The sequence below is a fragment of the Streptomyces sp. NPDC012466 genome (genome assembly GCF_042955215.1).
Taxonomy (GTDB): Bacteria; Actinomycetota; Actinomycetes; order Streptomycetales; family Streptomycetaceae; genus Streptomyces.
In genome coordinates, this window is record NZ_JBIBEQ010000007.1 from 139,146 (window position 1) to 152,327 (window position 13,182).

The 13,182-nt window shown below is 74.1% G+C and carries 7 protein-coding genes; 6 read left to right on the forward strand and 1 reads right to left on the reverse strand.

Annotation, left to right across the window (positions count from 1 at the left end):
- Positions 1–69: 69 nt before the first annotated feature.
- Positions 70–1,113, reverse strand: a complete 1,044-nt coding sequence (locus ACFY9E_RS25540; RefSeq protein ID WP_390987795.1) for a serine hydrolase — start codon at positions 1,111–1,113, stop codon at positions 70–72.
- A gap of 171 nt (positions 1,114–1,284) precedes the next feature.
- Between ACFY9E_RS25540 and ACFY9E_RS25545 the strand changes: the two genes are divergently transcribed.
- The 6 genes from ACFY9E_RS25545 (at position 1,285) to ACFY9E_RS25570 (ending at position 13,143) form a co-directional block, all read left to right on the forward strand.
- Positions 1,285–3,324 (forward strand): protein kinase, encoded by a 2,040-nt coding sequence (locus tag ACFY9E_RS25545; protein WP_390987796.1) that lies wholly within the window; start codon positions 1,285–1,287, stop codon positions 3,322–3,324.
- A 153-nt stretch (positions 3,325–3,477) separates the two neighbouring features.
- Positions 3,478–5,976: a protein kinase gene (locus ACFY9E_RS25550; protein WP_390987797.1), complete on the forward strand. Its 2,499-nt coding sequence runs from the start codon at positions 3,478–3,480 to the stop codon at positions 5,974–5,976.
- 166 nt (positions 5,977–6,142) lie between these two features.
- Positions 6,143–7,879, forward strand: a complete 1,737-nt coding sequence (locus tag ACFY9E_RS25555; RefSeq protein WP_390988380.1) for a protein kinase — start codon at positions 6,143–6,145, stop codon at positions 7,877–7,879.
- Between the two features lie 87 nt (positions 7,880–7,966).
- Complete coding sequence (locus tag ACFY9E_RS25560; protein ID WP_390987799.1) at positions 7,967–9,187, forward strand: protein kinase; 1,221 nt, start codon at positions 7,967–7,969, stop codon at positions 9,185–9,187.
- 117 nt (positions 9,188–9,304) lie between these two features.
- On the forward strand, positions 9,305–10,972 hold the full coding sequence (locus ACFY9E_RS25565; RefSeq protein ID WP_390987801.1) for a protein kinase: 1,668 nt from the start codon (positions 9,305–9,307) through the stop codon (positions 10,970–10,972).
- 71 nt (positions 10,973–11,043) lie between these two features.
- A complete protein-coding gene (locus tag ACFY9E_RS25570; RefSeq protein WP_390987803.1) occupies positions 11,044–13,143 on the forward strand; it encodes a protein kinase in 2,100 nt (699 codons plus the stop codon).
- Positions 13,144–13,182 lie beyond the last annotated feature (39 nt).

A 13,182-nucleotide genomic window follows, 5' to 3' on the forward strand; every position in this document is an offset into this window, starting at 1 on the left:
CAGGTCCTGCCGGACACATCACCCGAACGAGTGTCGGGAAACGGGATCTCTGTTCGGAACCGGGTCGTTCTACGAGGTGCGGGGGCAGAACTCGGTTGCGAGCACCGCGGGTTCGAGACCGGGGTCTGCGATCGCGTCCGTGTTCACGCGGAAGGTGAGGACCCGCCGGCCGTCGACGGTGGCCGCGGTGCGCACATAGCTGCCGGATATGTGCCCGCTGTGCCCCCACACCGTGGTGCCGCACGGAAGTCTCTCGGGGAACAGGCCCATGCCGTACGCGCCGTGTGCGGCACGGGTGTCGAGCATCTCGCGCAGCCAGTGCGGGGGCAGCAGGCGGCCGCCGAGCAGGGCCGTGTAGAAGCGGTCCAGATCGGCGAGCGTGGTCACCAGCTCGCCCGCGGCACCGGCCACCCGCGGGTCGAGCTCGGTGACGTCGGTTCCGTCGGCGGCGTAGGCGCGGCCGTGCGGAGAGGGCAGCGAGGAGCGGGATCCGGGGAAGGAGGTGCCCGTCAGACGCAGGGGAGTGATGATGCGGCGCTCGGCCTCCGCGGCGTACGAGTGGCCGGTCACCTGCTGGACGACCAGGCCGAGCAGGACGTAGTTGGTGTTCGAGTAGGAGAAGCGGCCGCGTTCGGCTGGAGGGTGGGTGAGAGCGAGGTTCAGGGCCTGACGGGGGGTGACGGGCACGGTTCCGTCGGTGTCCGCGGTGAAGTCGTACAGACCGCTGGTGTGGGTGAGCAGGGAGCGCAGGGTCAGCGCCCGGCCGTCGTTGCCGGCTCCTCGCACCAGACCGGGCAGGTGCCGCTCCACCGTGTCGGACAGTGACAGCCGGTGCTCGGAGGCCAGTTGCAGCACGACCGTCGCGATGAACGTCTTGGTGATGCTGCCGGCGCGGAAATGGTCCGACCGGGCGATTCCCGAACCGGCGGCGGCGTAGCGGGAGGTGGTCCCCTCCCGGGCCAGCAGGGCCGCGGCCGGGGCTCGGCCCTGCGTCACCAGCAGCGGCAGCACCGCGTCGGTGGGCGGCATCGAGAGGGCCGACGAGTCGGCCGGGGGCAGACCGAACAGGGCGGCGGCCACCGGCAGGGCCAGCAATGTCCGAATCGGCGGCATACGGTTTCCTCCCTGGTGAGGGCCCATCATGCAAGGCCGCGCGGGGCGTGGCGCACCCGGGTTCCCGGGGGGCGGGGCCGCGGGTGTTCGCCAGGGGGCCCCTGGGCGCCGGGCACTTGTCGGGTGAGAGACAATGGAGGCTCTGTCAGGGCGGGTTGTATGAGGGGACGCATGTCGGAGGCGGAGCGGGCGGGCACATCTCGTCAGGACACTCGTCAGGACAACAGGGAGCGTCTCCTCGCGGGGCGTTACCGACTGGGCAAGGTGCTGGGCCGCGGAGGCATGGGCACGGTCTGGCGGGCGCAGGACGAGACCCTCGGGCGGACGGTCGCCGTCAAGGAGCTGCGGTTCCCGTCGAACATCGACGAGGAGGAGAAGCGGCGGCTGATCACGCGGACGCTGCGCGAGGCCAAGGCGATCGCGCGCATCCGCAACAACAGCGCCGTGACGGTCTTCGACGTCGTCCAGGAGGACGACCGGCCCTGGATCGTGATGGAGCTCGTCGAGGGCAAGTCGCTCGCCGAGGTCATCCGGGAGGACGGCCTCCTCGAACCCAAGCGCGCCGCGGAGGTCGGGCTCGCCGTCCTCGACGTGCTGCGGTCCGCCCACCGCGAGGGCATCCTGCACCGTGACGTGAAGCCGTCCAACGTGCTGATCGCCGAGGACGGCCGGGTCGTGCTCACCGACTTCGGCATCGCCCAGGTCGAGGGCGACCCGTCCATCACCTCGACCGGCATGCTCGTCGGCGCACCCTCCTACATCTCCCCGGAGCGGGCTCGCGGTCACAAGCCGGGCCCGGCGGCCGACCTGTGGTCCCTCGGCGGGCTGCTGTACGCGGCGGTGGAGGGTGCGCCGCCGTACGACAAGGGGTCGGCCATAGCGACCCTCACGGCCGTGATGACGGAGCCGCTGGAGGAGCCGAAGAACGCGGGTCCGCTGAAGGACGTCATCTACGGGCTGCTCACCAAGGACCCCGCGCAGCGGCTCGACGACGCGGGCGCCCGGGCGATGCTGAACTCGGTTCTGCGCGCGCCGGACAAGGCCGAGCCTGAGCCCATGGACGCGACGAAGGTCGTGCCGCTGCCGGCGCAGCCGGACAGGTCCTCGGGCAAGGGGAGTTCGGCGGGGGCCGGAGGCAAGCGGGGCGAGGAGGCCGGGGAGCGGCTGCGCGGAGCGCTGCGTTCCGTGCGCAAGGCCGCTGCGGGACCGGCCGCCCTCTCCGCCAAGTCCGGTACCGCCGCCGCCTCTTCCGGGGCGGCGGGCGAGGCCTCCTCCGAGCCGGACAGCGGTGCGGGCCGGACCGGGGACGCGGGTGCGTCCGTGGCGCGGTCGGGCTCGGGTGCGGCCGCCGGCGGCGCCGAGCGGGGCGTGACGGAATCGAAGACCGCTTCCGGGGGGCGGAGTTCGGGATGGCCCGTCGTGCCGCCGCCGGACCTGCCGCCGAGGCCCGTGCCCCGGGCGCCGCTCACCGACGTGGTGCCGCGGCGGACCCTGATGATCATCGCCGTGGTCGTGGTGCTGGCCGTGATCGGCACCATCCTCGCCCTCGCCCTCGGCGGTGACGACGAGGGCTCGAAGGGAGCCTCCGGCACGGGTGGCGGGAAGCCCGCCGCCACCGCGTCGGGCAGTTCCGACACCAAGGGCGACGAGAGCGACGGCACGCGCACGGACGGTGCGGAGACCCAGCCCGCGTCGTCCGGGTCCGCCTCGAACAGCACGCCGAGCGGCCGGACGAGCGGCTCGGCGGACGAGGGCGGCTCCGGCGGCGGGAAGGGCACCGCGGCGGAGTCGACTCACCAGGGGAACCAGGGGTACTCGATCGGTCTGCCGAAGGGCTGGAAGTACCAGTCCACGGGTGCGGCGGGCGACCGCTTCACCGGGCCCGACGGGCAGAAGCTGCTCATCGCCTGGACGTCCACGCCCAAGGGCGACCCGGTGGCGGACTGGAAGAGCCAGGAGCGCTACATGCAGCGCGCGCAGTACAAGAAGATCCGTATAGAGAAGGTGGACTACCGCGACTGGAACACGGCCGACTGGGAGTTCACCTACACGGACGGCGGCACCCGGTACCGGACGATCGACCGGGGTTTCGTGGTCGACGACCGGCAGGGGTACGCCCTGATGTACACGGCCAAGGCGGCACGCTGGGACGGCGAGTTGCGCAAGGAGACGTGGCGGACGCTCACGAAGACCTTCGAACCCAAGTCCTGAGCATGAGGCGCCCCGGGTTTGGGGAGTGAGATCTGGCATCCCCGCATTGCGGGTTGCCTGCGGCACGTATCGTAAATGTTTGCGGACCGTGCGCAGCCGAATCGGACCGCGGGGCGAACGGATGTGACCGACCGGGCTGCCGGGGGAGGCAACGTGGACGACTATGCGGGCCGGGTACTCGCCGACCGCTACCGCCTGCCGCTGCCGCCGTCCGACGAGTACGAACTCACCGAGACCCGGGCCTTCGACACCTACAGCGGACAGGAAGTCCTGGTCCGGCAGGTGCCGTTGCCGGAGGTGGTCGAGGCGGAGGTCCTGGACGCGGAGGGGCTGCCCGACGGCTTCACGGCACGTGACGGTGGTGCGCGGCGGCCCGGGGGGCGTGTGGGCGCACGTCCGGGCGTGCGGCGGCCCACGGATCCGGTGGTGCGGCGCGCGGTCGAGGCGGCGCAGGCCGCGGCGGCCATTCCCGATCATCCGCGACTCGACCAGGTCTTCGACGTGTTCGCCGAGGGCGGCTCGCTCTGGATCGTCAGTGAGCTGGTGGCGGCGCGTCCGCTGGCGGCGCTGCTCGCCGAGAAGCCGCTGACGCCGTACCGGGCGGCGGAGGTCGCCTCCGACGTGCTGATGGCCCTTCGGGTGCTGCACGCGCACGGCTGGGTGCACCGGAACATCACCGCGCGGACGGTGCTCGTCTGCGATGACGGCCGGGTGATGCTGACCGGGCTCGCGGTGGGCGCCGCCGAGGAGGCGCTGTGCGGTTACGACCCGGTGCCGGAACCGCCCTTCGAGGAGTCCGGACCGGTCCATGGCGTCGGGGGTCCGGGAGGTCCCGGGCCGGCCGGAGACATCGGTGGCGCGGGCGATCCCGAGGCCGCGCGGCGCGCTGCCATAGAGGCCCGGGAGTCCAGGGGACTGCCCTCGGCCGGGGGCGAGGGCCCCGGTGGTGGATCGGTGGTGCCGGCGCGCAGGGCGGTGGAGGAGAGCGGGGACCCGCGGGCGGCGCGTGCCGGGGCGATCGCGGCCTACCGAGCCGGTGCCCGGGCAGCGGCACGGGTGCAGGAGGCGCAGCAGGGCGAGCGGGCGGCACTGCCCGGCGCCCGGCCGGCCTCCGACGGCGGGGCCGCGCCCTACGGCAACGGATCGGCGCAGTCGCCCTACATCCCCGGGCAGGGCACGGCCCCCGGGGCCCAGCCGCCCGGGCGGATCGCTGACCCCTACGGCGTGGGCGGCGGCCCGCGGACGACCGGCTGGCACGGTGCGACGCCCCGTGGAGCGACCGGTGGCGGGCCCGCACCGCAGGACCGGGAGCAGGCGGCACTCCCGCCGGTCCCGGACACCGGAACCCACGGCGAGTCCACGCGATGGGACGACCTGGTCGCCGACACCCCCGCCCCCCGGCGCGGTCCCGCGACGGCGCTGGCCGCCGAGCGGGCGCGGCAGGCGCGGATGGCCGTGGTCGGGCCCGTCACCGAGCGCTGGGCGCCGGAGCAGGCCGGACCCGTGCACGAGAACTGGCAGTTGGCCGCGCCGATCGGCCCCGCGACCGACCTGTGGGCGCTCGGCGCGCTGCTCTTCAGGTCCGTGCAGGGACATGCGCCCTACCCGGAGGAGTCGACGGCCGAGCTGGTGCAGATGGTGTGCGCGGAGCCGCCCGCGTACGCCGAGGAGTGCGGTCCGCTGCGGCCGGTGGTGGAGTCGCTGCTGCGCCAGGACCCCACCGAGCGTCTCGACTTCGAGGAAGTGCGCGGCTGGCTGCGCTCGCTGGTGCGTTCGGCGCCCGAGCCGGAGGCCGGGCTGCACGTCGTCCCGGCACCGCCCGTGGACCCCGGCCGGCTGCCCGTCGTACGGCGCCGGGGTGAACTCGTGCGCAGGCGGAAGGCCGGGCTGCCCGCGCACCACGGGCGGCACAAGCGGGCGAAGAAGGAGTCCGGTTCGCCGCGCCGGCTCGGCCGCACCCTGCTCCTGCTGGTGCTGCTCGCGATGGCCGCGGCGATCGCCTACGCCATGCTCTTCATGCCCAAGTCGGGGACCGAGGGCGGGGGCGGCACGGACCGCACCGGTGCCGCCGGTGAGGCGAGCCGGGCGCCCGAGCCCGACGCCAGCAGCGAGCCCCGGCCCGATCAGACCTCGCCCGAGCCGGAGAAGAGCCCGTCGTCGTCGGCCGGCACCACCGAGACGCAGACCACCGGCCCCGACGTCGCCGACGGCTTCACGCTGCGCAAGGACTCGGCCGGCTTCCAGGTCGCCGTCGCCAAAGGCTGGGACCGCGCACCGCGCAACGGCAGCGGTCAGGTCGTCTACTCCAAGGGCGGCTTCGAGCTGATCGTCGTGGCGGGCCGGGACAGCGCGTCGGAGTACGGCAGCGATCCGATGGCCTACCAGCGGGAGTCGGAGCGCGAGTTGCAGCCGTACCGCGACTCCAGCTGGGCCACCTCCACCGGCCTGAAGAGGATCGAGGTGGGCGGGCGGACCATGGCCGAGGGACAGTTCACCTGGACCGGCGGCGGGGGCGACCTGTACGTCCGCAACCTCGCGATGCTGGTCGACGGGCGCTACCACGTGGTCCAGGTGCGCGGCCCGGAGTCCGAACGGGACGAGGTGACGCGGCTGTACGAGCAGGCGGCGGCGACGTACAAGGCCACGGGCTGAGCGACCGGCGCGCCGCCTGTGCGCCGCGGTTGTACCTCTGGTTGCCTCTCGTCCCGACAGGCACAACCGTCACAGTGCGGTCACCGTGGTACCCCGCTTGTTCCCTGGGTGAGGGCGGGTCCTTACGCTGACCCTGTCAAGACCATTGCGGGGCAACGTGAATCAGATGCAGGGCCTGCTCGTCGCGGGCCGCTACCGGCTGGCCGAATCCATCGGCAGTGGCGGCATGGGCCGGGTATGGCGTGCACATGACGAGGTGCTGCACCGGTCGGTCGCCATCAAGGAGTTGACGGCCGCCCTCTACGTCTCCGAGAGCGAGCAGGCGATCCTGCTGGCCCGTACCCGGGCCGAGGCGCGTGCCGCGGCACGGATCAACCACTCCGCGGTCGTCACGGTGCACGACGTGCTGGAGCACGACGGCCGCCCCTGGATCGTCATGGAGCTGGTCGAGGGCCGCTCCCTGGCCGACGCGGTCAAGGAGGAGGGCCGCGTCGAGCCGCGCGAGGCGGCGCGCATCGGGCTCTGGGTGCTGCGGGCCCTGCGCGCCGCGCACACCGCCGGCGTCCTGCACCGTGACATCAAGCCGGGCAACGTGCTCCTCGCCCGCGACCGCCGGGTGCTGCTCACCGACTTCGGCATCGCCCAGATCGAGGGCGACACGACCATCACCCGGACCGGAGAGGTCGTCGGCTCGGTCGACTACCTGGCGCCCGAGCGCGTGCGCGGCCACGACCCCGGCCCGTCCTCCGACCTCTGGGCGCTCGGCGCGACGCTCTACACGGCGGTGGAGGGCCGGTCGCCGTTCCGCCGCACGACACCGCTGACCACCATGCAGGCCGTGGTCGAGGAGGAGGCCGCCGAGCTCCGGCACGCCGGCCCGCTCGCGCCCGTCATCACCGCCCTGCTGCGCAAGGATCCGGGCACCCGGCCCGACGCCTCCGAGGCCGAGCAGATGCTCGCCGAGGCCGCGGAGGGGCGGCGGCCGAGCGCCGCACAGGCGTATGTGCCGACGCAGTACGGGGGCACTTCGCCGTACCGGGACGCCCCCAGCGGCACGGGGACGGGGACCGCCACCCCCACGGGAACGTCCGGCACCGGCCCGGTCGGCACGGGCCAGCTCAACACCGGCTCGGGTTCGCACACCGGCACACCGCTCCCGCCACTGGCCGGCACCCCGGCCACCGGGACGTCCCCGGCCGGCACTCCGCCCTACGGCCCCACCGTGGTCGGTGCGATGGCCACCGGCCCGCAGCCGGCCGGGCCGGGGAGGCGCCGCCGGCTGCGCACCCTCGCCCTCGTCGTCGCGCTCGCCGCCATCATCGGCGGGGGCACGGCCGTGGTGCTCCAGCAGTGGAACGAGAGCCGGACGTCGCAGGGTGACGGGTCCGGCTCACAGACGTCCGCGAGCACGGCGCAGCCCGGGGGATCGGTTCCGGCCGACTGGGTCCGCTACGACGACCCCGCCGGATTCAGCCTCCACCTGCCCAAGGGCTGGAAGCGCAAGCCCTTCGGCCCGCAGGGCGAGCTCAAGCAGATCGACTACACGCCGGACGGCGGCAAACACTTCGTCCGCATCGCCATCGACGAGTCACCGGACTTCGCCGACGCCAAGTCCCACCAGGAGGATCTCGAGCAGCAGGTCCAGAGGCTGGTCGACTACGAGCGGGTGACCATGGAGGAGAACACCTACCGGGACTGCAAGGGCTCGCTGTGGGAGTACACCTGGACGGCGCTGGCCAAGGATCCGCCCTACGTCGCCGGGCCGCGCCACGCCATCGAGGAGACGTACTTCTCGCGGGACGGCGCCGAGTACGCGATCTACATGTCGTCACCGGAGAAGGACTGGGCGAAGACGAGCAGGCAGTTCAAGTGGGTCCTCCAGGGCTGGCAACAGCCGCGGTAGGCGCCACGGCAGCCCGAAGCGCTGCCGAGCGTCGGGCGGCGACCGGATTTCGTGGGCGCTGACGACGTCTGCGGCATGATGGGGCGCATGGGGACCGAGGGGGCCAACTTCCGTGTGATCGCGGGGCGTTACCGCCTGGAGCAGAAACTCGGTCGCGGCGGCATGGGCGTGGTCTGGCGGGCGACCGACCAGCTGCTCGGCCGGGGCGTGGCCGTCAAGGAGCTCCCCTACGACCAGACGCTCTCCGCCGCGGAGGCGCGCCGGCAGCGGGACCGGACGCTGCGCGAGGCCCGGGCCGTCGCCCAGCTGAGCCACCCGCACATCATCGTCGTCCACGATGTCGTCGAGGACGACGAACGCCCCTACATCGTCATGGAGTTGATCGAAGGCGGTTCGCTCGCCGACCGGCTGGCCCAGCACGGTCCCGTCGACGCCGGCGAGGCCGCCCGCATCGGCATCGCCCTGCTCGGCGCACTGCGCGCCGCGCACGCGGCCGGGGTCCTGCACCGCGACCTCAAACCGGACAACGTGCTGCTGGAGAGCGGCACCGACCGGGTCGTCCTCACCGACTTCGGCATCGCCCAGGTCGCGGGCACCCCCACGCTCACCGAGAACGGGGCGTTCGTCGGCTCACCCGAGTACACCGCGCCCGAGCGGATGTCCGGGGTCAGGACCGGGCCCGAGTCCGACCTGTGGTCGCTGGGCGCGCTGCTGTGCGCGGCCCTCAGCGGGGAATCGCCCTTCCACCGCGATTCGCTCGGCGGCATCCTGCACGCGGTCGTCGTGGGCGATATCCAGCCGCCCGCGCAGGCCGGGCCGCTCCTGCCGGTCGTCCACGGCCTGCTGGAGCGCGATCCGGACCGGCGGCTGGACGCGGACCGGGCGGAGCGGATGCTGCGGGCCTTCCGTGACACGGGCCGTACGCCGCTGTCGCCGCCGCCCGGGTACGCGCCGGCGGTGGGGGACACGCCGCGCGGACGCCCGCAGGATCCGGAAGCGCCGCAATCCTCCCCGGCCGGCCCGGGCCGGCCGTACGAACCCTTCCTCCGGCAGCCCGCGCGGCGGGTGCTCATCGCCGCGCTGCTGGTCGCCGCGATGGCGGGGGCGGGGGTGTCCGCGGCGGCCCTGCTCAGGGGGGACGGCAACGGGGACGGCGGCCCCATGCCGACGAGTTCGGCGTCCAGGACACCGAAGACGGCGGAGACACCGAGGATGCCGGAGACGGCGGAGACACCGAGGGAGCCGAGGACGGTGGAGGCGCCGACGCCCGGGCCGGCCTCGCCGAGCACCCCCGCGCCCGCCCCGTGACCGCTGCGCCCCGAACCACCCCATAGGGGGAGAAGAGACCCACTCCGAAGTCACGGGTCTGTGACCGGCTCGCGTCCTTTGTGGCTACGCGAACGGTTGGCGCGATATGGGTGGACCATGAGCAACAGCGGGGGAGCCCGATCCGGGGCCGACGAGCCGACGAGTTTTGTATTGCAACCGCCTGACCGGCAGGTGCCGGTACCGGGCAATCCCTACGCGACGCCGTCCGCGTCGCCTGCCCAGGCCGTGCCGCCCCAGTCCGTCCAGTCCGCCCACGCGTCCGAGGGCCCCGGTGCCGGGCGGCTCATCGCCGGGCGTTACCGGCTGCTGGCCAAGCTCGGACACGGCGGCATGGGCACGGTGTGGCGGGCCAAGGACGAGACGGTGGACCGGGAGGTCGCCGTCAAGGAGCCCCGCGTCCCGGAACATCTTCCCGAACGCGAACGCGCCAACGCCTTCGAGCGGATGCGCCGCGAGGCCCGGGCCGCAGCCCGGCTCGACCACCCGGCGGTGGTCGGCGTGCACGACGTCGCGGTCGTGGCGGACCAGCCCTGGATCGTGATGGAGCTGGTCCGGGGACGCTCGCTGGGCGACGCGCTCCAGGAGGGCACCCTGTCGGCGCGCGAGGCCGCCCGGATCGGCCTGGAGGTGCTCGGCGCGCTGGAGGCCGCACACGCGGCGGGCATCCTGCACCGTGATGTGAAACCGGACAACGTCCTGCTCGGCCGGTACGACCGAGTCGTTCTCACGGACTTCGGCATCGCCCAGATCGAGGGCGAGACCAACCTGACCGACACCGGCGGCTTCGTCGGCTCGCCCGAGTACATCGCGCCCGAGCGGGTGCTGGGCCAGCGCCCCGGGCCGGCCAGCGACCTGTGGTCCCTGGGCGTGGTGCTGTACGCGGCCACCGAGGGCGTCTCGCCGTTCCGCCGCAGCAACACCCCCGCCACGCTCCAGTCCGTCCTCAACGCCACGCCGGCGCCGCCCGCCTCCGCCCAGGGCCCGCTCGCCGAAGCCATCAACGGCCTGCTGGACAAGGACCCGGCCCGCCGCCCGAACGCCGCGCGGGTGCGGGCCCTGCTGGAGGCGGCCGCCGACCCGCCCGCCGCCCAGCCCACCCAGGTCGTCCAGATCACCGGGCAGGGCGACGGCGGCCGGGGCGGCGTCCGGCTCGGCCGCAAGGCCTGGACCGGACTGGGTGCCGCGGTCGTCGCGGCGGCGGTGACGGCGTACCTGGTGATCGCCAACCCGTTCGCCGGGCGGCTGCCCGAGGGCTGGGAGACCAAGCAGGAGAAGGACCTCGCCGCGTCGCTCGCCGTCCCCGCCGCGTACCAGCGGACCGAACCGGACCGGAAGTCCGACAAGGGGCACTGGGTCACGTACACCGACTGGAGCGGCAGCATCTGGATCGGGCTGACCCTGGAGAAGAAGGCCGAGGACACCGGCGGCAACATCGCGGGGTCCGCCGCCGCCGAGATGTACGACGACGACACGCGGTTCAAGGAGAGCGGCAGTTACGAACTGGACATGGACGAGGGGCCGAAGAAGTCGGACCCCAGGGTGATCACGTACAGAGGCAAGAAGGCCGCTCAGAACACCGTCCCCTTCAAGACCGACGACAGCGAGAACCCGCGCCCCCGGGAGGCCGAGATCTTCTACTACCGGACCCCGGGCGGCGACATGTACAAACTCACCGTCAGCTACCCGGGCGACGGCGACTTCACCGACCGCGGCCGCGAGGTGGCGAGCACGGCGATCGCGAACCTGGACATCGACAAGACCTGATCCCGCCGCCCCAACGCCCCCGGAAACGACCCGCGTCGACAAGAAAGCGTCCCGCGGGGTACTGATGGGGCATGAGCAACGACGGGGGCGGGACGGACGACGCCCGGGGCCGGATCATCGGCGGGCGGTACCGGCTGATCGAGCGCATCGGCTCCGGCGGGACGGGCTCCGTCTGGCGAGCCCATGACGAGGTCGCGCAGCGCGAAGTCGCCGTCAAGCAGCCCCGGTTGCCGGGTGGGCCGGAGGACGAGAGCCACCGGCGGGCCGCGCACCGGCTCCACCGCGAGGCCCGCGCCGCCGCCCGCGTCGACCATCCCGCCGCCGTCACCATCCACGACGTGGTCGTCGAGGCGGAGCGGCGGGACGAACGTCCGGGACCCAAGGGCCCCGACGAGCTCGACGCGGCCGAGGCGCTGGACGGACTCCCCTGGATCGTCATGGAGTTGGTGCCCGGCGAGTCCCTGCACGAGACGCTCCGGCGCGGCCCGGTCGACGCGCCGGAGGCCGCCCGTATCGGCCTCGCCGTCCTCGGCGCCCTGCGCGCCGCGCACTCCGTCGGCATCGTGCACCGGGACGTGAAGCCCGCCAACGTGCTGCTCGGCCCCGACCGGCGCGTCGTCGTCACCGACTTCGGCATCGCCCAAGGGCAGAGCGAGGGCAGCCTCAGGGCGAGCGGGGGGTCCGCCGGCCCGCTGGAGTTCGTCGCGCCCGAGCGGATGTCCGGCCGCACCGCCGGGCCCGCCTCCGACCTGTGGTCCCTGGGCGTGCTGCTGTACGCGGCCGTCGAGGGTTCCTCCCCGTTCCTGCGGGCCACACCGGAGGCCACGCGGGCCGCGATCCTCGGCGCCGAGCCGCTCGAACCGGAGCAGGCGGGGCCGTTGGGGCCGCTGATCGCCCGGCTGCTGGTGCCGGACCCCGGCCGGCGTCCGGACGCCGAGGAGGTCGCGAAGGAGCTGGAGGCGGTGGCGGGACCCACCCCGACGCAGGCGGCACCACAAGCGGCCGAGCACCCACGGATGCCCGACGAGCAGACCGCGGCACCACTCGGCCCTGCACCCGCCGCAGCGCCCGGCATGCCCGCCGCGCGGCCCGGCGACCTCGCACCCGCCGCAGCGCCCGGCATGCCCGCCGCGCGGCCCGGCGACCCGGTGCCCGGCGGCCCTGCACCCGTCGCACAGCGCGGCGGCCCCGTGCCCGGCGGACGACAGCCCGTCGGCCCGGTGCCCGGCGCTCCGGCGCCCGCCGCACAGCCCAGCGGCCTGGCGCCCGCCGCGGGGCCCGGCGTGCCCGCCGCACAGCCCAGCGGTCTCGTGCCCGCCGCACAGCCCAACGATTCCGCGCCCGCCGCACAACCCGGCGTGCCCGCCGCGCGGCCCGATGACCCCGCGCCCGCCGCGCAGCCCGGCTCCATCAGCACCGCACCCCTCGCTCCCGCACTCACCGCACACCCCGGGCCTCTGCCCGCAACCTCGCCGGGCCCCGGCCCCGGCCCCCTTCCCGCCACCCCGCCTGCCCCCGCTCCGACAACTCCGCCCGGCCCCCCGTCCGCCGCCCCGTCGACCTCCCTCCCGCAGGCAGACCCCCCGCATCCCAAGCGCCAAACCCTCCTCCGCCCCGGCCCCCTCGCCCTCCTCGGCGCGTTGTTCTCCGGTGGCATAGGGGCCGTCACGCAGCTCGCCGAGACCAGCGGCGCGGAGGGCGCCGAACGGGCCGCCGATGCGACGGACACCTGGACCCCGCACCCCGAGCCGGACATGGCGGCCGTCCTCCACCTCCCGCGCCACTACCGTCCGCTCGACCGGACCGGCGGCGTTTCCGGCCGGCCCCGCACGGCGCTTTACGGCGACGAGCGGACCGGCGCGATCCAGGTTCGTCTCCTCTCCTGGGACGAGGCCCCGGCCTCCCCGATGGACCGGGCCCGCGAGGGGCACGAGGCCAGTGGGGAGACGCGGTACACCCGCACCCGCGTCCAGGGCTGGGAAGCCGCCCTCGCCGACACCACGTACCACCGGGACGAGACCCCCAGGCGGGTCCTGCGGATGGTGGTCCGCACCGGGGACGACCGCATGTACGAGCTGCGGGTCGACATGCCCAAGGGCACACCCGAGGAGGAAGAGGGCGCCTCGGTGTTCCAGGGCGCTCAGGACCGGCTCAGGATCGTGAAAGCCTGAATCACACCCGCCGGTCACCGCCCAAGGTCCTGATCAGCG